The organism is Methanolobus psychrotolerans (assembly GCF_002243045.1).
Taxonomy (GTDB): Archaea; Halobacteriota; Methanosarcinia; order Methanosarcinales; family Methanosarcinaceae; genus Methanolobus; species Methanolobus psychrotolerans.
On record NZ_MBKP01000049.1, the window covers coordinates 1 to 20269 of the forward strand.

The window sequence follows — 20269 nt, forward strand, 5'->3', positions numbered from 1 at the left end:
AACAGACAAAACAGGACGCGGAATTTGTAATGCCGGTATTTAAGCTACCGGAGCAGACAAAACAGGAGACAGAATTTGTAATGCCGGAACTAAAGCTACCGGAACAGACAAAACAGGACGCGGAATTTGTAATGCCGGAACTAAAGCTACCGGAGCAGACAAAACAGGAGACAGAATTTGTAATGCCGGAACTAAAGCTACCGGAACAGACAAAACAGGACGCGGAATTTGTAATGCCGGACTTAAATGTCCCTCAGATACCAGACACTAAATCGTCGGCAGGAATTCAAACTTTTAATCCTTGGGAAACAAAAACTGCACCAGAATTACCCCCATTCAAAATGCCTGAAATGCAACATCCAGGAAACCCTGGAAGCGTACCACCATTTATCAATGATGAAAACTGCAGTATGCAGGGAATTCAAAGCACCCCAGCACCAACTGCACCTGTGATAAAACAGAGTACTGATACAAAACCGGACAAACTCGAAGGAAACATTTTGATGTATATGCCACGGGGAGCTAAAGTGAAAAAGGATATTATCAAAAGCCTTGTTTCACGTCAGTTCAGCCAGGAAGAAGTCGACAGGAAAATAAAGGAACTTGTGGCAAGAGAAGTACTTGTGCTTAAGCAAGAAAATGGAATTGAGCACCTTCACCGATTAAAATAGTTCAAACCAATCCGGTTCTTTCAGATAACATCTCGGAGAAAATAATACCTGAAGAACACTGGATACAGACACTTCTTGAAAAATCATAGCATCCATTGCAGACAAGCCTTCCACATAGAGTGCATGTGTTCAGGTTAGATACTGAACCACATATTGGACAAATACCCACCATTTTCATTAAATAATACTCATGCAATCCAGTATAAAATAACCATCGGTCATATTAAGCAAAAAAAGTTAGAAACAGACCCATCCGGATCTGCCCGTTCTAATATCAGTCTATGATTGCACCTTTACTTGCAGAGCTGACGAATTTCCTGTACCTTGCAAGATAACCTGTAACTTTCTTTTCCATAGGAACAAAGACTTCCCTGCGTTTCTGAAGGTCTTCTTCTGAGACTTTAAGATCAAGTCTTCGGGCAGGAATATCTATTTCGATTATATCGCCTTCTTTTACAAGACCTATTGGGCCGCCTTCCTGAGCTTCAGGAGAGATATGCCCTATACACGGACCCCTGGTCCCACCGGAGAAACGGCCGTCTGTGACCAGTGCGACCTTATCGATAAGACCCATACCTGCAATTGCTGATGTAGGAGACAGCATTTCACGCATACCCGGACCACCTTTTGGACCTTCGTAACGTATAACCACTACATCACCTGCAACTATTTTTCTTGCACGGATTGCCTCCATAGCTGCTTCCTCACTGTCAAACACCCTTGCAGGACCACTGTGTTTAAGCATTTTTGGATCTACTGCTGCCTGTTTGACTACAGAACCATCAGGAGCAAGACTTCCTTTCAATACAGCGATGCCACCTTCTTCGTGTATAGGAGACTCCAGAGTGCCCATTATTCTTGCATTGAGCTTTGGGTTGACCATTACAAAATCATCAAGGTTCTGACCTACAGTCTTACCATTCACAGTAGCTTCATTAAGGTTGAGCTTTGACTTCAGTCTGCTCATTATAGCCTGAACTCCGCCAGCCCGGTCAAAGTCAAGCATGTAATGTGAGCCACCTGGTTTAAGGGATATGATATGAGGAGTAGTCCTGCTTAGCCTGTCAAAAACATCTAAAGTTAGTTCAAGACCAAATGCATGAGCAATTGCCGGTAAGTGAAGGGTTGTATTAGTACTCCCACCGATTGCCATATCAACCATTATGGCATTCTCAAATGACTTCATAGTAACTATGCTGCGTGCATTGATACCTTCATTGACCATGGAAACAATACGTTCACCAGAGTCCTTTGCAAGCCTTATCTTCTTGGCATCTGCCGCATGGGCCGTGCCGCAATCAGGCAGACTAAGCCCCAGAGCTTCAGTCATGCATGCCATAGTGTTTGCAGTATACATACCTGCACATGAACCAGCACCGCTACATGAACAATCTTCCAACAGCTTCAGCTTCTCATCGGATACCTTCTCTGCCTGACATTCACCTACACCTTCAAAAACGGAGATGAGGTCCCTGTATTCATCATCGACGAATCCCGGGATCATTGGACCACCTGTCACAACTATGGCAGGAATGTCCAGTCTTCCTGCTGCCATAAGATGCCCGGGAGTGATTTTGTCGCATGCAGTAATCATAACCATGCCGTCAAGCTGGTGCCCTTGCAGGACAAGTTCAATAGAGTCCTCAATAGCCTCACGACTTGGAAGAGAATATTTCATCCCTTCATGACCCATAGCTATACCATCACATATCCCAATCGTGTGGAATTCGAACGGAACACCGCCAGCACTCCTGATGCCTGCCTTTACTGCCTCTGCAACCTTATCAAGATTAATATGACCAGGTATTAGTTCATTCCTGGAGTTTACAACCGCTATGAACGGTTTTTTCATTTCCGAATCTGTCACGCCGGTTGCCTTCAAAAGGGAACGATGGGGCGCACGTTCGAGTCCTTTCTTGGTCTTGTCACTTCTCATTGAAAAACCTCATTTATTGTATAAAGTCTAAACTAATATAAGTAATGGAAAAAGGAATATATAACATGTATGTGTCGACAACAATTACAAACACTTACTAATCAGGAACATGAGACAACAGTGAACTCAAATAGAATATATATGCTTACCGTGTCAGGAAGTAGTACTGATTCATACAAAATAAGTACTCTATTTTAAAATAAGACGCACATCATACAAAATAGGAATTATGATTTCGTAAGAAATTGTATGATCAAAACAAGATTCATTGAAGACAACCATCAGCTTAAATATCGCATCAAGCATTCCATTATCAAATAGTACAGGACATTTACACGATCTACATGAGTAAATGGTCCAATCATAACCGACATTTTCATAAAGCATATTTGCATGAAGAAGCATCAATTTACATTACACCCACACATATATAATAAAAAGTAAATTGTTTAATATATTGCATATAAAATAGACATTTAGTGATATATAATATGAATGATATAAAAGCTGTAATTATTGACGGGTATGTTGATGAACCTGCGTGTTTCGGAGTACCACCCTACATATCCCCTTATATAAGATATATAGCAGGCGCACTACGCGAGAAAGGTCTGCAAGAAACAGACATATCTTTTTTCACCATTGATGAATTACGTAAAGATCGAACGGATGCCGCAGAGCTCATAAAAAAAGCAGATATAAACATAGTAGTTGCTGGTATGACCGTTCCAGGAAAATACCTGCGTTCAACACCAATAAACCTTGAAGAAATAGAAAGCATATTCAGTACTGCCAGCGGCCTTAAAGTACTTGGTGGACCAATACGGCTTGGTTTTTCTCTGGAAGGTGGAAAGAAGGCGGAAAGCAACCTGATAAATGCCACAGATTTGATAATTTGCCAGAAAGATATCGAAGCTCTTGTTTATGACATTCTTGGAGAAACGACTAAGGATCCGGAAGAACTTGAACATCGCTTCAGGTCAGTTGAAGAAATTGGAAGATGGGCCGTAAAAGGAGCATTCATCATCCGAAATCATCCAGATTATCCCAATGTGATGTGTGAACTTGAAACATACAGAGGATGCGGACGTAACCAACACTGTTCATTTTGTACAGAGCCCTTCTACGGAAGCTCCGATTATCGTCCAATAAGCGATGTTGTTTTGGAAGTAGCAGGGTTGTATGAGTTCGGTGCAAGGTATTTCAGGATAGGGAGACAACCTGACATCCTGAGCTACCATGCTAAAGACAGAGGAGGACACATTCCTGAGCCAGATCCGCAAGCCATCCTGTCTCTATACAAAGGGATCAGGAACGTAGCACCGCAACTAAAAGTATTGCACATGGACAATGCTAACCCGGGAACCATATCAGCATATCCGGAACTCTGCAAAGAAATATTCCGGACCATCGTAAAATACCATACTGCAGGAGATGTTGCAGCCCTTGGAATGGAAAGTGCCGATCCAACTGTAGTAAAAGCAAATGGTCTAAAAGCAATGCCTGATGAAATATTTGAAGCCATAAGTATCATAAATGAAGTGGGACGAAAAAGAGGAAATAATGGAATGCCGGAACTACTTCCCGGAATCAACCTTGTACACGGCCTTATGGGCGAGTCAAAGAAAACTTTTGACCTTAACTACAGTTTCCTGAAAAGAGTACTGGACTCTGGCCTGTTACTTCGCAGAATAAATATAAGACAGGTCATGGCCTTCCCCGGAACCCGGATGTATGGCAACGATGAACTTGTCAGAAAGCATAAGCAGATATTTCTCAAATATAAAGAAAAGATCAGGAAAGACATAGATCTGCCAATGCTTCAAAATATCACTCCTGCCGGTACAATAATTAGAGAAGTAATGTGTGAGATCAATGATAGAAAAATGTGTTTTGGAAGACAAATGGGTTCTTACCCCCTGCTTGTAGGGATACCTGTGAACATGCCAACAGGAACTTTTATAGATGTTACAGTGACCCGCCACGGGCACAGATCAATCACCGGAATTCCATACCCCCTGGATATAAACACTGCCCCCATCCCACTTATACAAGAACTCCCGGGCATCGGAAAGAAACATGCCACTCTCATACATAGCAAAGCCCCTTTTTCAAGTAAGAAGGATTTCATTGAAAGAATAGGCAATGAAGAACTACTTGCATTCATTAACATTTGAATAGTGATTTAATTAAGGAACTTCTTAATGAATTCTGTATCTTTCAGTATTTTGAAACTGACAAAGCCACCTACAAAGAGATTCATATAGAACGTGAATGCCCTCCAGGCAATAACTGCTATACCAAGAACTGAAGAACTTATAAATAAAGAAAACACAGTCGTGCCTGCAAATTCTGCAATCCCGCTTGCACCCGGTGTTGCAGGAATAACAAGCAATACAATTATGATCACCTGTGAAGCAAAAACAAGGATTGGATCAGGATGTTGATTAAGGCCTACCAGTATCACGTAAAGCATGAAAAAATCTACAAACCAGAAAATTACAGTATGGAATATCCCAAATACAAGGCCTCTTCTGCCTTCATTCAACAGTACTGAAATACTGTCATGGAAATACTCAAGTTCCGAATCAACCCGGGTCATTATTTTTTCAAGTGCATCGTCTGTTTTTCTACCCAACAGCTGTGCTAGCCTTTGCACAAAAAAATATACAACCTTTTTTGTAGGCTCGGGTTTCCATATAGCATACAATGTAAGAAAAAGTATGAATATCAGTCCTGCTTCTGCAAAAATAAATATTGCATCAAAAACAGAGTCTTTTTGAATACTCCGTAGAGCATAAACAGAAAAAGGTGCCATTGTAAGAATAAGGATGCCATCCAGAAGCCTTTCCCCAATGACCACTGCAGTTGCTTTCCCCAGAGGGATATTCTGGCCGTGAAGCAGGTGGATCCTGAGAGGTTCGCCTCCAAGAGACGAAGGCGTAATTGATGCAGCAAGAGTTCCCGAAGTTACAATCTCAAATGACTTCAGATAACCTAGGTCATAACCCAGGGCCTTGCAAAGAGAACGTGTCCTCAAACCCCATATCACATAAGTAATAGCATGTATACATGCAGCTGCAAGTATATACTCGGGCTTTATTTCCATTAAAGCATCGATAGTTCCTGAATCAAATGTAAAAAGAAATACAATGACACTGGAAACAAGACTTATAAGTAAGGATACAAAAATCCATTTTTTAACCTTGTTCATATCCCCTACCTACATATAAAATCGCGCAATGATCACATATAAGAATCATTAAGGATGTCCTCTTTGACACTTGTATCAGATGGGACTGATACCTCCGGCCACACCCTCACATTTGAATGTACCGTAACATCATTCTCAATATTAACACCGGGACCAATAACAGTACCATTTTCAAGGCTGCAATTATCACCCACCTTTGTGCCATTATCAATTACAGAGCCGGATACATTGGAATTTTTCCCTATGACAACATCATTGAAGATATAAGAAGAGAGAATTCTCGTATCGTCATCGATCACACAGTTTGAACCTATGGTCGTATAAGGACCGATCAGAACGTTGTCCCCTATAGTAGTATTCTCGCCGATAACAATAGGACCTACTATAGCAGAATTGGATCCTACGGACACATTATGGCCAAGAGAAACAGGACCTTTTATACGGGCATCTTGTGTTCTGAAATGACCTTCAATCGTGGTGCCAGGCAAAGATTCGAGCATCCAGCGCTGGGCTTGCCTGTATGCTTGAGGACTTCCCACATCAGTCCACCTCCCCCGTGCAAGAATTCCATTTATCTTCCTGTTTTTAGCAAGTATATCCGGGAAGAGGTCCTTTGCAAAATCATACTTTGTATCTCCAGGTATCCAGTCGAATATTTCAGGGTCACATACATAGATGCCAGTACTTGCAAGATTACTGAATATTTCCCCCGGACCTGGTTTTTCAAGAAAACGACGTATCCTGTTATTGACATCCATGTCAGCGATACCAAACTCACGTGGATCATCGATAGATAGCAGACCTATTGTAACAAGTGCATCGGTCATTTCATGGAACCTGTACATTTCCCTGAGATTCAGATTCAATACATGGTCCCCGCCAAGTATTATAAATGGGCTATCACGTAGGTATTGCTCAGCATTCTTAACACCACCTGCCGTGCCAAGCCTGTCCTTTTCATAGACATAATCAATATGAACTCCGAAGATACGGCCATCCCCAAGCTGTTCTTCTATCTTCTCAGCCATATATCCCAAAGTGATAACTATATCATTAAAGCCTTCTTTTGAGAGATGCTCTATCAGGTGAATCACAGAGGGTTTATTCAAAATCGGAATGCTTGGCTTTGGTCTTGCAAATGTCAAAGGACGCAGTCTGGTACCTTCCCCACCACACATAATACAGGCTTTCATATTTTAGTAAGAGGTGATTTTTTGCTTATATCTTTAGCGACTAACCAACTGTTTTTTCGAACAATTCATTGTAAGAGAGTGATATCATCACTACTTTGAACAACCACTTCAAGTTGACCCTCATACTCATCCACAGTACCAATAACTAATACATGATCATTCTCATTTATCCGCGAATCTATATCTTTTGCACCATTTTTAGAAGGTACAAATACAGTGATCACTCCGACCCCATAGTCAACATCAATCAAAAGATGACCGCCTGTGTAAGTAAACCGTTTTGAAAGTACATCCCCTTCAAATCGAACATCTTCGCCCGGCAGAGAAGAAGAACTGAGTTCTTGCATATTGCTGGCACTGTCACCGGAATAGAAACTGGCATAGGCTATTGTAAGCGATATAAAAGCCATGCACAGAAGAATCACAACAATCTTTTCTTCTTTTTCCATAAAAACCACGTGGATCAGGCATCTTCTATTGAAACGAGTTCTATACTAAAGGTAAGTGTTTCGCCTGCCAGACGATGATTGAAATCAACCGTCACATTTTCCTCATTAAGATTTACGATTGTCCCCTCACGATTCTGTGAAACAATCTTCTCCCCTATAACCGGAGTAATATTGGCAGATTCGAAATCAGCTATTGAGAAGACTATCACAAGTTCAGGATAATAGGCATAACCCTCCTCCGGAAGCATCGTAACTGTTTTAGTCTCACCGATTGCCATACCAATTACAGCATCATCAAATCCAGGGATCATTTGACCTGAGCCGACGATAAAGGATAATGGTTCATAGTTCCTGTAAGGGTTGTAAATATTTTCTGCCTTTGCAATATCTTCCATGGAAGTATCAAAAACAGTGCCGTTTTCCAGGCTACCTGTATAGTTGACAGAAATATAGTCCCCAACAATTACTGTTCTTGCATTGTCAGAATCAGTACAACCACTGACAAACAAAACACACATCAATAAAATAAATAATAATAGTTTATTCACATAATCACCATCTACGTTTCATTATTACAAAGTCATAATTAAAATTGAAATTCATACAAAACATCAATAATAATTTTGACAAATATATCGGTTCTATTCTAAGATATATAAGATTACTGAAATGTATTCGAGACCATAATTTCGATACTTTTTATGTATCATAAACCAGACATTACGCTGAGCTTTTATGCTCTTTTACATGATAAGGCTCAATAAAAATGCTCATGAAGCATACATAACACCTACATGAACCACAGAGAACACTGACTTCACAGAGGATTCACTTAAGTCACTTTTCATTCTCTGTATCTTCTGTGAACTCTTATTGTTAAAATTAAGCTAACAGGAAGACTACATAGCTCTCAAAAAACGGGAACAGCATGAAACCACGCGGGTAATCGGACCCTCGGAACATCTGAACCTCAGACAGGCGAGATCTCAAAAAACTGCTCAAAGGAACATGACAGGTCTTTTCCCATTGTCAAAATCAAAGGGAAGCACAATGTCGCTTATGATACAGCGAGAAATCAGCCATGATGTAAACCGTTTTTTCGTCCAAACGGAATTATATGGTAAAAAAAAATTATCCGGGAATTCAAGAGGATATGGATGCATCCATCCCGGTTATCTCGCTTAGATAGACTCCCGACCCAACCCACCAGGTATCGTCTACAGGAAGTACATAACCGATCTTCAGCTCTTCCCGGTTCTCTTTGTCAGGATTTGGCCACATGAAGACAACGTAACCGCCACCTGAACGTGCAGTATCCGTAAGCGCCCAGATCATTTCCATTCCGAACGAATCGCGTCTGTCGATCAGACTGGACCCTATACTTTCCTGCAGGTACGGGTGAGCGAGAAGCGTGCCGTTGTAGTCGTAAGCGTAAACATAGTGTCCCTCTGCATCGACAAACATCCCGGAGCAGTTAGATATCTCGGCAAATGCAGTTGTGGATCCATGTTCGTATCCATAGGCTGCACAGCTCTCAATGAGCCCGACCATCTTCGATACTGCGTCAGAACCCTCGCCTGCAATATCCGTTAAGTACATATCAGAAACAATCCACAAGTTATCTCCGGCCGGGGCGACATAGCCGAGCACAGGCTGGTGGGTATCTTTTGCCTTCACGTCTATTATTCCATCCCCTTTTACCGGATACAGGTATGCTATAAACCCCCCGCCACGGGAAGCGGTATCCGCAAATATCCGGACCAACGGCAGTCCGCGAACATCGGTCCAGCCCATAAAGTTCGTCCCGACATCGAAGCTATAGGGGTCTGCAAGAAGTGTCCCGTTGTGATCGTAAGCGTATATGTAGGCAACATCAGTGGAAAACTGCCCGTCCTTTTTTGAAAACTCGTCAAGAGCAGTCTCCTCTCCAACCGAATCCACATATGCCGAAGCATCCTGCACAAACGCTGCAAGGTCACTAGCGGTCATTTCGGACTTTGTGTCCGGAAGGTAGATGCCCGCACCGATGAGCCAGTCCTGGCCCACCATCGTCACATAGCTGAGTTTTTGCTTGACGATGAAATCATCTGAAGGATCTGCATAAAGATAACGAACAAAACCCCCGCCGGACTGCGCAGTGGTGATCAGATCCCGAATATATGGAGTGCCGCTGACGTCCGTTGTATTCCACCGGGTGGTTCCGAGAACCTCGGGCTGGAAGGGAAGAGCCAATGTGTTGCCTTCGGAATCATAGGCAAAGATATAGAGTTCGCCGTCAACGAACTGGCCGGTCGGGTCATTGAACTCCCGAAGAGCGGCTTCCTGTCCATGGACATGTGCATATTCGAAAGCTGCCTCGACGAAAGTCACGAGTTCATCCTGAGATACGGGGGCGCTGGCAACCGACACCGGCTCTGCCCCGCTCATATCTGCAGATGCATCTTCACGTTCTGACAGGCATCCTGAAACCAGAACCAGCGCTCCGGCCAGTGCCACAATGAGTAAAAGATTTTTATATTGTAGAGACTGTGACATGAAGATTCTATTTACTGTAAAGATATAAATAAATAGTGATGAAATTTGCTGTGTGGGAAAGAACACTTAAAATATATAAGATAGATATAAAGGATCATAGCATTCAGGGCGGCTATCACTCCTACCCATTGACGCAGAGCAAGTTGTTCTTTTAATAATATACATGCCAGCAACACTGTGACTGCAGGACTCAGTGATGACAGAATCGTGGCAACATCCAGTCCCCATGCTTCCGAGACCAAAGTAAACAAGGTAAAACCTCCTGCATTAAATAATTCTGCAAGGATAACTACCGACCGGACAGAGATGTATCCCAGGATAAACGGGAAAACTGATAAAAGACCATGCAGATGTCCTTGCATTGATCAATCCCTTTCACGGAGGAAAGAAAATTGAAATATCCGTGCTGGGTGATCTGTTAAAGAAATACCCCTTCCTTAAGGAATCCCCCATTTCAGTTTCTGTTTCTGATGCCGTGCTCGATAAATAGGGCAGTATGTTACAAGATGATGCAAAAAATACCATTTATCTAATGTTATCCTTGACCCGGGGAACTTATATCCGAAAACATGTCGAAATTGTTGCGGAAATTACATCAGCCACAGCAAGATACTGATAGATCTGATGATATTGCAGGCACACGGGTTGCCAAGCATTTAGTGTTCCCACATTTTAAATCGCGGCAACAATTAATCTCCATCGATTATTATGTTGATGGTCGATCATTGAATATCCTTTAAGTAGAATACCAGAGTCCACAAGTATTCTTTAATTACCCTAAAGACCTTCATACAATGAAGACCCTAACATTCATACATATCATACATTACAAAAATGATGTTTCCCAAATACTGGACACAAAAATATACTAAAAAGAATATAATTACTTAAAATATATTACAAATATTGTAGTGGACTGGTCGGGAATTGAACCCGAGGCCTCTACCATGCCAAGGTAGCGATCTTCCCCTGATCTACCAGCCCGGAATATCAACCCATACAGCACATTATCTAACATAAATCTATCGCTGCAAACTTGTATGAACTTTCGTTCATTATAAATAATTTAAGTTTAAACAAGAGTTTGGAGCGAAATATTAAAGTACCTGTATGCGTATTTGGAGTGTCGCGTGATGAAGGCGTCATGCGAAACACAAGCATTATGGGCCCGTAGCTTAGCTCGGTGGAGCGCACGGCTGATAACCGTGAGGTCCTGAGTTCGAATCTCAGCGGGCCCACCAAAATGCATATACTCCTGTTTTCAGCATACATCGAAAGATCATATTACCCACATATGTAATGGCATTGCATTTAAAAAATATGATAATTGGTTACTTTTTAGTATAAATCTGTAGTTACTTACCGTACCTTATTCAACCAGTTCCAGCTCTTTGAATGTATAAATACCCGTAGTCTGGACAGTATAAGTGAACCACGTCGGATCGCATAGAAATAAACATCGTTGCTTAAATTGGATTTATTCGAATACATTGTCTATTTTATATACATTCATATAACTTCATATCTGAAATCTGAAGGAAGCCTACATAGCCCGAATTCCCATTTGCTAAATAACAGCCAATTGTATATCATAAAAAATAGATGTTGTTGACTTACTATTTTAATATAAAAAATATTAATATATAATAACTACATATAATAGTAAGTGATATGTAAGAATCAATACTACACGATAATTCCAGGATAAACATGTCAGGGATAAAAAGAACTTAAAGTTCTAAATTTCCATGAAACATCATCCCTTTTACCATGTATTTTTGCACGAAATCCAAACAAAAACGAAACTAACTACATATAATCTGGTGATTCTGTATGAGAGAAAAAAAACCCAGCGGCATGAATGAAAAAGAATATGAGATTGTAGAGTTGCTACGGAAATTAGACATGAACAGGCCTGTAGCCTTAACTCTTGCCTGCCTCTCCAGTGGAGAAGAAATCACTTCCCGCGAAATTGAAAAAAATTCAAATCTCAGGCAACCTGAAGTAAGTATTGCAATGAGATACCTTAAAGATAACAACTGGGTGGAAATAAGAGAAGAGAAAAAAACAGAAGGAAAGGGCAGACCAGTTAAACTTTACAGACTCATCACCCCCTTGGAAGAAATAGTCCATAACATAGAACAACAGGTCCTGCTTGAGAGCAGATATGTACTCAATAATATAGAAAAACTGAAAAGACTTGCATAATCTTGTTTTGTTATTTGCTGCCACTGCAGCAAAAACTCTTTTTTACAAGGAACATTATATCTTCCTTTAATCACCAATTAATTCTATCGAAGATTTTAAGTTAACATGGGATGTTTATCAATCCTTATCCCAGTTATACTAACGGAGTTAATCTTTTGAGTACCATAAGCGAACAAATATTCAGCCGCGCCTCAGGAAAAAAAGCTAAGGCAAACGATTTTGTAATAGCAGATGTAGATTTTGCAATGGCACACGATGGCACAAGTGTCCTTGCTGTAAGAGCTTTCAGGGAAATGGAAGAAGAAAAAGTATGGAACCCTGAAAGAATAGTGATACCATTTGACCACCTGACACCTGCAAACACTGACACTACTGCCACCTTACAACAAGATATCCGCAGATGGATCAAAAACCAGGGAATTAAGAACTTCTATGATATCGGTGAAGGCATCTGCCACCAGCTACTCCCTGAGAATGGATTTGCACTACCCGGGAAACTCGTTGTAGGAGCTGATTCACATTCCTGCACATATGGAGCATTCGGAGCGTTTGGGACTGGAGTCGGTGCCACAGATATGGCAGAAATATTCGCATCCGGAAAGCTCTGGTTCAAGGTACCGGAAAGTATCAAAATAACTGCGGAAGGGAAATTCAACAACGCAGTATCTGCGAAAGACCTGATCCTAAAGATAATAGGCACTCTTGGAGTTGCCGGTGCAACATACAAAGCTGCCGAATTCTACGGAAGCACAATAGATTCTCTTTCCATGTCTGGCAGAATGACCATTTGTAACATGGCAATTGAAATGGGAGCAAAGACCGGCATAGTTCCCCCGGATAAGACGACTTTTGATTTCCTTGAAGGTATCGCAGCCCAGAGATATGAACCTGTTTATGCTGATGAAGATGCACTGTATTCAAAAGAATACAACTTTGATACAACTGAACTTGAACCTCAGATAGCCAGTCCGCATCAGGTGGACAATGTACATGACATATCTGATATCAAGACTACAAAACTTGATCAGGCGTTCATAGGAACCTGTACCAATGGCAGGTTGGAAGATCTGGAAGTTGCTGCATCCATCTTAAAAGGTGAAAAGGTGTCCATCAGGACAATTGTAATACCTGCGTCCCGCAATGTTCTCATCGAAGCTGTCAGAAAAGGCATTATTGAGACTCTTCTTGAAGCAGGAGTCACTGTCGGCTCACCTGGATGCGGACCGTGTCTTGGCGGACATATGGGAGTTATTGGCAAAGATGAGGTATGCATTTCAACAGCCAACCGTAACTTTAAAGGAAGAATGGGAACAGGTGGCTATATATATCTTGCATCTCCCGCAACTGCAGCCGCCTCAGCACTTACCGGAGAGATCACAGACCCCCGTGAGATTTAAAGAAAACAAAGAACAATACAGGAGAAGTCACAATGGAACTTGATAAACCAAAGCTTGAGCACCTTATTGAACACTGGGTAGAGCATAACGAAAGCCATAGCAAGAGTTTTAGCGAGTGGGCTGCGAAAATAGAAGCTGCCGGTTACAGGGAAATAGCAGATGATATTAAAAAGGCCGCCGGAAAAATGGATGAATGCTCGGAATTGCTGAAAAAAGCTCAACATAAGCTGGAATAAGACCGGGAAATACTCATGCGTAAATCAACCGTAAGGATTGCGACATTTACAGCCATCATCGTATTATGCCTTATATTTCCCTCAGGAATAACAACTGCTGCGACAAGTGTCAGTATACTGCCATCCTCGCAGGCGGTGGAGCCAGAAGAGAATTTTACACTACAGGTATACATTAAGCCGGACACAGCAATTTATGGTTTGCAACTTGACCTGACTTATGACAGTTCTCTTGTAACCATCAATAGCATTGAAGAAGGCGACTTATTTGCAGACAGTGGTTCACCCATAATGTTCAACCCGGGAAAAATTGATGAATCTGCAGGAACAGTTTCACAGATATACAGCGCACTTATTATGGGAGAGGGGGCTACAAATGAAGGGATTTTCTGTACAATCAACCTTGTAGCGGAACCAACTGAGGGAATCTGTGAACTCAGGATAACAAATGTTGTACTGGGCGACAATCAGGGAAAAGAATTACCTGCAACGACCCTTGATTCAATAATAAGCATAACCGACACAGTAGTTACCGAAGAAAAGAACGATAAGAATAAAGATGATGAAACTGAGCTCAACATAATTCCAGTACAAGATGATGAACAGGAAACACAGAAAAATGTAAATGGAGAACAAATGTTTGCGAGCACACCTGATCAGGCAGAAAATAGTGTTGCAGACAAAACCATCGGGCAAGGATCCAACAACAGCAAAACATCAAACTGGATAAACATTATATTCATAGCAATTGCATTTTTTGGAATCGCTTACTTCCTTGATAGGAAAAAATAGATTTATTACAAAGAGAAATGTATGAGTTAAAGCCCTTTGTATAACTTTTTGATTTTTATCTTCCAAGCTCTGCGTGAGCTCGTGCAAGATGACCTGCGGCCTGTGCCCCTATCAAAGAAATTTCTCCAGCAAGCACTGCTGAAGCAATTATCTCCGCAAGTTTCTTTGAATGTGAACCCGGTGGATTTCCTGAGCCACTTACACCCAGCAGCCTCAGACATTCACGTTGTGGACCCAGGTTTGTGCCTCCACCCACAGTACCTATAGCCATTGCAGGAAGAGTAACTGAACAATAGAGTTCTCCATACCTGGTCAGCTCCATTGTGGTTATGGCACTGCTGCCTTCCACAACATGAGCAGGGTCCTGCCCACAGGCAATGTACATTGCAGCTATGATATTTGCAGCATGTGCATTAAATCCAAGAGAGCCTGCGCGTGCCGAACCCAAGAGATTTTTACGATAATTCACTTCAACCATTGTCTCTGGTTTGCATTTGAGACGCTCTTCTACACATTCCGCAGGTAGTGTCACATCAGCAACGACCGTTTTGCCCCTTCCGAGAATGGAGTTAATGGCTGCAGGCTTCTTATCAGTACACATATTGCCGGAAAGCGATACAGGTATGGCGCCAAATTCATCCTCTATGAGGGTCAGAACAGCATCCGTAGCAATTGTAACCATATTCATTCCCATGGCATCTTTTGTATCATAGGAAAAGCGCACATGTACTGTATTACCCGTCACATATGATTGCACATCTACAAGCTCACCAAAGCGTGTGGTTTCAGATGCCTTTACTTTCATGCGGGAGAGGACAGCAGGATCCTGTAACCAATCTGCAAACTCTTTAGCCCGAATAACATTTTCCAGCCTGAACACCGGAGCTCTTGTCATAAGGTCACGAAATATGCGAACATTTGCACCATCTGACATTGTAATAACAGAGCATCCACGGTTCACACTGGCAACAAGGGCACCTTCTGTAGTAGCCAAGGGTAACTGGAACTGCCCTTCTGCAAATTCACCCTTTACTTTCAATGGGCCTGCTATGCCAAGGGGGATCTGAATAGCACCAATCATATTCTCTATATTTCGCTTGGTTGCATCTTCAACATCTATTGAGAAGTTCTGTATATGATCAAAATTGAATCCGGATGTTTCTTCAAGAGAAAAACGTCTGATCATGATAGCGGTCTTTTTATCTGTCAGACTATCCAGTTTGTGAAAAGATATCTTACCGGAAACCACTTCCTCAAGTAGTTCTTTTTTATCTCTGCTCAAATCCATTCTTGATACCATGGTAATCTCCCGTTAATAAAAGAAACAGCATCTTGTATCTTTTTTATAAGTACCGACTTGGTTGCAATGATACAAATAGTTCACGCCTAATTGCTTTTTAGCCCCCGGATTAAGCAAGTAATGCAAGCAAATTAAATTAAATACGTGATTTTTTATATTAGGATGACATAATAAACTATGTACAAAAAAGTACAAATGATAATTATCATATACTTTTTATGAAAGTATATATTTGAAGCTGTATAATCAAGAAGTTTAGGGATACAATTCAGATATTTATCTATACACTAACAGGTGGTTTAATATGACAGATGCCGACCCATCAGAGAGAGTAAATTCCGGTATACCCGGACTGGATGAGATGTTACGAGGAGGATTCTTCAAAGGAACTGCAAATGTCGTATCAGGAAAATCTGGTACAGGTAAAACAATATTTGGGACACAGTTCATAGTTGAGGGAGTTAAAAAAGGTGAGAAAGTAATGTGTATTATCACCTCCGAGGAATCAAAATCCATTGTAAAAGAGATGAAAACTTCCTTTAACTGGAATCTTGAGGAATATGTATCGCAGGGTCTGCTTACTTTTGTCGACATCACAGATCCAAGCCTTCGTCTTCAGAAAAGCGTTGAGATAGCACCATCTGAACTTATCAAAAGTTTCAAAAAATTGATTGAAAGCAAAATAGAGGACCTGCAACCAACACGTATCTTTATTGATTCTATTGAAGCTCTTTTCCTTGCCATAGAATCAAATTATAAGTTGAGAACACTCATAGATGATGTTTTCAGCGTATTCCGTAAACATAACGTAACTTCTATAATAACTGTAGGGGCAATGTTCGGACTTGACGATATGGTTGAATATGGTGCGGATTCTGTGATAAAACTTGATCGTATAATTACAGGAAACAATCTTCAACGCTCAATATATATCATGAAAATGAGAGGATCCGGCACAATAAATGAAGTTCGAGTACTTAATATTTCAGACAATGGTATGTCAGTACTTGCTCAATCACCATATCTGGAGTAATAGTGGCAATATAGGCCACTGTTTTATCTTTTTTAATTAATACATTAATACAGATACCAATCATTATCGTTGGTTTTCCCACAATCATCGCAAAAAGCTGTTTGCGCATTTTTACCGATGACAGATGCAATGGCATTTGAAAAGTCCTGAAGATAACTTGCCTGATTGAGACTCCCATAAATGAACTTCTTGTCCGGCTGAGCATGCGCGTTGATAGTTTCTTCTTTTGGAACTATCGTAACGTCAACACCAGACATTTCAACTGCCAGTTCCATAGCTTTCCTGAAATCACCAAGGCAATAAGCAATACGATGTTTGTAGTTATCCCGTGTCTTTTCAAGATACTGTGACAACCTCTGGCTCTCCATCCGGATGAAATCCCTTTTAACTTTTGCAACATTGCATTTTCCAAGCATGAACTGGTAATTCATGAAAGGATATTCAGTGTCAAGTTCCCGGGGAGTAATTCCACACGTCCCAAATACAACAACATGTATTTTTTCAGGCTCAAGCATCCCATAAATAACTTTATCGAATATCTTATGGGATGGACTTTCATGATATGGCTTTTTCTTTGCACATGGGACAAATATACAAAAATCCCGTGTAGGGGGCTCATATTCATAAAGTATCCACTCATTTGCACGGATCATATCCGGATGATATATGACCTCATCTGTATCCAGCGGGAGACTGGAACGCTCGTCCTCAGGTATTATTGTCAAAGAAGGAACAATTCTGGCAAACTATATATATAATTGACGCAATCTTTATTGGGTTTTGTGTGAATTGTACAATAGTAACCTGTAAAACTTATTTTTAACCTACGAGGAAAAAACATGGCAAGTTCCATCCCTGAAATGCTGAGAGCCGAATGTAAATGTGAAGACATGGCAAAATGTATACTTGGACTTAAGGAACTTGATATCAATACCTATAAAACACTACTTGAAAATGGCCCCCTGACTGCAGAAAGACTTGGAGAGCTACTTGAACGTGAACGCAGCACAGCATATCGTTCACTACAAAACCTCATTGCTGCAGGCTTAGTATACAGGGAAACAAAATCTATTTCCATCGGTGGATACTATTATGAATACGTTGCCCTTGAGCCGATTGTTGTCAAAGAGATGATCAGGAAAACAATCGATCAATGGTACCGGAAAATGAATGATCTTATAGAAAACTTCGATAAGGAACTTCTGACTTGATTTAATTTAGGGTGTTGCAACATCCGCAGTAATCATGAAAGTGAACTTGCTCCCTTTGCCAGGTTCACTTTTGACTGAAACCTCGCCGCCATGCATTTCAACGAACCTTTTTACAAGCGATAAACCAAGGCCTGTGCCATCATACTTTCGTGAGATCGTAGAATCTATCTGGTGGAAAGGATGGAATAAGTTACAGATATCATCAGAGGATATACCAATACCTGTATCAATGACAGAGAACTCTGCTACATTATCTTTTAAATGAGCATCCAAGAGTACATGACCACCGTTTGGAGTAAACTTCACCGCATTACTGGCGAGGTTGAACAATATTTGCTTGAAGCGAACTTTATCAGCATTCAGCAACAATTTATCAGGGACAATGGAAATCTCAATTTCTATATTCTTTTTCCTTGCAAGAGGAGAGACAATGTTAAGGACAGTGCTAAAAACTTCATCTACAAAGAATTTCTCATAATATAATTCCATTTTTCCTGCTTCTACTTTTGAAATATCCAGAATATCATTTATTAGCTTCAGGAGATGTTTTCCACTGTTTGAGATATGACCAAGGGAGCGCCTCTGCTGTGCAGTGAGCACGCCAAATGAATCTTCAAGCAAGAGGTCCGAATAACCAATTACAGCATTGAGCGGAGTACGAAGTTCATGGCTCATGGTTGCAAGGAACTCACTCTTAGTCCGGTTTGCTTCCTCAGCTGTGATCTTTGCATTGATAATGGCCTCTTCTGCAGCTTTTCTTTCAGATATGTCCTGGAAGTTCTCCAGAATGTATTGCTCTCCTTCTATGAAGATCTTCTTAGTATTCTTCAAAATCGGAGTTTTAGTACCGTTCTTGCATTTTATTGTAGTATCCATGCCCTGGAAACCTTCAAGACCATCCACCCATATAGGACACTGTTTTGATATTGAACCTTTCGGACATACAATATCACATAACTGACCCACAAGTTCTTCTTTTTTATATCCTGTTATCTCACAGGTCCGATGGTTCACATCCTCGACCATATAGTCTTTCCCGATGATTATTGTTCCTCCTGGCATGTTCTCGTACAGAACCTGAAAACGCTCCTCACTTTCCTTTAATGTCTTTTCAGCTTTTTTGCGATCAGTGATGTCATCGAGATAGAGAACAACTTTTTTTCCTTCCTGCAAATCCATATATGCAGTGGATATTAAAAAATCATGATTTGAAACAACACCATTTTTAAGGCTCACCATGCTCCCTTCGATCTTGTGATGATCAACACCTGTCCTGAAAGTATCGATGATGATATTGCGGATTGGACAACTTATGCATTCAGGAGTAGTTCCACATCCATCACCAATGAATGAATTGATACATGAGAATACTTCCCCACCAGGCAATCCAAAAAAATCATGGGATTTAGCACCCATCGCTTCAAAACTAATCTTATTAATAATCTCCACCCGCCCTCGTTGATCGAATACCAACATGGCCATAGGAGCATGATTAAAAGCAATATCCAATAGTTTATTTTGTTCAGAAAGCCGGGATTTAAGGCAAGAGCGGGAAAATAGTTCACTGGCTTCCTGGCCAGGCCCAATTGATGAGGCGGAAGATGCAGTACGGATCATAAAATCTAATTCTGGCTTTTCAAAAGGTTCTTTAAGGTACCAGGATGTATTAACCTGACCCATGCTCCCAAACAGGTTCATGCTGCAATTTTGAACTACAAAAATGACAGGAACAAGTTTTAATAACTCTAACAGATCGCCGGATATTATATTGAATTCTTTTTCATCATATGAATAAAAAAGAATATCTGTTTTTTTTATAGATAATTTTTCAGGATCGACCAAGTCAGAGATTAATATCACAGAAATTGGATACCCCATATCTTCAAGTTTAGACTTAAGTTCAGAATCCTTTTTTTTACCAGAATCAAGCAACAATATATTTTGCATATATTTCATTCCAACCAACCAATAAACAAGTATCCTTAATGAGAGTATCCTTAAATGAGTAAAGAACGTGAACCACCCCCCTATGAATAGGGCGGCTTCTTGCTTCATTCTTTCCTCTTTTGAGGACAAGTCCGACAAGCTCTTTCCGTA

At 40.9% G+C, this 20269-nt stretch carries 18 protein-coding genes and 2 tRNA genes; 9 read left to right on the forward strand and 11 right to left on the reverse strand.

Going from position 1 to position 20269, the window contains the following annotated elements; translation table 11 throughout:
* A partial coding sequence (locus BB781_RS15835; protein ID WP_164997886.1) for a hypothetical protein occupies window positions 1–671 on the forward strand: 671 nt, incomplete at its 5' end.
* Window positions 672–945: 274 nt separating this feature from the next.
* On the opposite strand, the gene ilvD is transcribed toward BB781_RS15835, so the two are convergent.
* Window positions 946–2607: a dihydroxy-acid dehydratase gene (gene ilvD / locus BB781_RS13315; protein WP_094228973.1), complete on the reverse strand. Its 1662-nt coding sequence runs from the start codon at window positions 2605–2607 to the stop codon at window positions 946–948.
* Between the two features lie 491 nt (window positions 2608–3098).
* Between ilvD and BB781_RS13320 the strand changes: the two genes are divergently transcribed.
* Complete coding sequence (locus BB781_RS13320; RefSeq protein ID WP_094228974.1) at window positions 3099–4784, forward strand: radical SAM protein; 1686 nt, start codon at window positions 3099–3101, stop codon at window positions 4782–4784.
* 8 nt (window positions 4785–4792) lie between these two features.
* Here the strand turns inward: BB781_RS13320 and BB781_RS13325 are convergent, their stop codons facing one another.
* The 7 genes from BB781_RS13325 to BB781_RS13355 form a co-directional block, all read right to left on the reverse strand.
* Window positions 4793–5821, reverse strand: coding sequence for a lysylphosphatidylglycerol synthase transmembrane domain-containing protein (locus BB781_RS13325; RefSeq protein ID WP_094228975.1), 1029 nt, complete (start codon window positions 5819–5821; stop codon window positions 4793–4795).
* 32 nt (window positions 5822–5853) lie between these two features.
* Window positions 5854–7014 carry a nucleotidyltransferase family protein gene (locus BB781_RS13330; protein WP_094228976.1) on the reverse strand — a complete coding sequence of 387 codons (1161 nt, stop codon included), beginning with the start codon at window positions 7012–7014 and terminating at the stop codon, window positions 5854–5856.
* A 65-nt stretch (window positions 7015–7079) separates the two neighbouring features.
* Window positions 7080–7463, reverse strand: a complete 384-nt coding sequence (locus tag BB781_RS13335) for an OB-fold nucleic acid binding domain-containing protein (protein WP_094228977.1) — start codon at window positions 7461–7463, stop codon at window positions 7080–7082.
* Window positions 7464–7477: 14 nt separating this feature from the next.
* Complete coding sequence (locus BB781_RS13340; RefSeq protein ID WP_094228978.1) at window positions 7478–7981, reverse strand: FKBP-type peptidyl-prolyl cis-trans isomerase; 504 nt, start codon at window positions 7979–7981, stop codon at window positions 7478–7480.
* 625 nt (window positions 7982–8606) lie between these two features.
* Window positions 8607–9998 (reverse strand): cache domain-containing protein, encoded by a 1392-nt coding sequence (locus BB781_RS13345; protein WP_094228979.1) that lies wholly within the window; start codon window positions 9996–9998, stop codon window positions 8607–8609.
* Window positions 9999–10009: 11 nt separating this feature from the next.
* Window positions 10010–10360 carry an EamA family transporter gene (locus tag BB781_RS13350; RefSeq protein WP_094228980.1) on the reverse strand — a complete coding sequence of 117 codons (351 nt, stop codon included), beginning with the start codon at window positions 10358–10360 and terminating at the stop codon, window positions 10010–10012.
* A gap of 550 nt (window positions 10361–10910) precedes the next feature.
* Window positions 10911–10982: transfer RNA gene (locus tag BB781_RS13355), tRNA-Ala, on the reverse strand.
* A 180-nt stretch (window positions 10983–11162) separates the two neighbouring features.
* On the opposite strand from BB781_RS13355, the gene BB781_RS13360 reads away from it, so the two are divergent.
* The 5 genes from BB781_RS13360 to BB781_RS13380 all read left to right on the forward strand — a co-directional run bounded on the left by BB781_RS13360 (window position 11163) and on the right by BB781_RS13380 (window position 14628).
* A tRNA-Ile gene (locus BB781_RS13360) sits at window positions 11163–11239 on the forward strand.
* 592 nt (window positions 11240–11831) lie between these two features.
* Entirely contained in the window at window positions 11832–12206 is a 375-nt protein-coding gene (locus BB781_RS13365) for a transcriptional regulator (RefSeq protein WP_094228981.1), read from the forward strand.
* A 155-nt stretch (window positions 12207–12361) separates the two neighbouring features.
* Entirely contained in the window at window positions 12362–13603 is a 1242-nt protein-coding gene (locus BB781_RS13370) for a 3-isopropylmalate dehydratase large subunit (RefSeq protein WP_094228982.1), read from the forward strand.
* Window positions 13604–13635: 32 nt separating this feature from the next.
* On the forward strand, window positions 13636–13839 hold the full coding sequence (locus BB781_RS13375; RefSeq protein WP_094228983.1) for a hypothetical protein: 204 nt from the start codon (window positions 13636–13638) through the stop codon (window positions 13837–13839).
* A 15-nt stretch (window positions 13840–13854) separates the two neighbouring features.
* Window positions 13855–14628 carry a cohesin domain-containing protein gene (locus BB781_RS13380; RefSeq protein WP_094228984.1) on the forward strand — a complete coding sequence of 258 codons (774 nt, stop codon included), beginning with the start codon at window positions 13855–13857 and terminating at the stop codon, window positions 14626–14628.
* Between the two features lie 55 nt (window positions 14629–14683).
* Here the strand turns inward: BB781_RS13380 and hmgA are convergent, their stop codons facing one another.
* Window positions 14684–15928 (reverse strand): hydroxymethylglutaryl-CoA reductase (NADPH), encoded by a 1245-nt coding sequence (gene hmgA, locus BB781_RS13385; protein ID WP_094228985.1) that lies wholly within the window; start codon window positions 15926–15928, stop codon window positions 14684–14686.
* A gap of 304 nt (window positions 15929–16232) precedes the next feature.
* Here hmgA and BB781_RS13390 point away from each other — a divergent pair, with 304 nt between their 5' ends.
* Complete coding sequence (locus BB781_RS13390; protein ID WP_094228986.1) at window positions 16233–16961, forward strand: RAD55 family ATPase; 729 nt, start codon at window positions 16233–16235, stop codon at window positions 16959–16961.
* A 44-nt stretch (window positions 16962–17005) separates the two neighbouring features.
* Here BB781_RS13390 and BB781_RS13395 read toward each other — a convergent pair whose 3' ends face one another.
* Complete coding sequence (locus tag BB781_RS13395; protein ID WP_094228987.1) at window positions 17006–17686, reverse strand: DUF5591 domain-containing protein; 681 nt, start codon at window positions 17684–17686, stop codon at window positions 17006–17008.
* Window positions 17687–17800: 114 nt separating this feature from the next.
* Here BB781_RS13395 and BB781_RS13400 point away from each other — a divergent pair, with 114 nt between their 5' ends.
* Window positions 17801–18172, forward strand: coding sequence for a helix-turn-helix domain-containing protein (locus BB781_RS13400; protein ID WP_094228988.1), 372 nt, complete (start codon window positions 17801–17803; stop codon window positions 18170–18172).
* Window positions 18173–18178: 6 nt separating this feature from the next.
* Here BB781_RS13400 and BB781_RS13405 read toward each other — a convergent pair whose 3' ends face one another.
* Window positions 18179–20227, reverse strand: a complete 2049-nt coding sequence (locus BB781_RS13405) for a PAS domain-containing sensor histidine kinase (protein ID WP_094228989.1) — start codon at window positions 20225–20227, stop codon at window positions 18179–18181.
* Window positions 20228–20269: the final 42 nt, after the last annotated feature.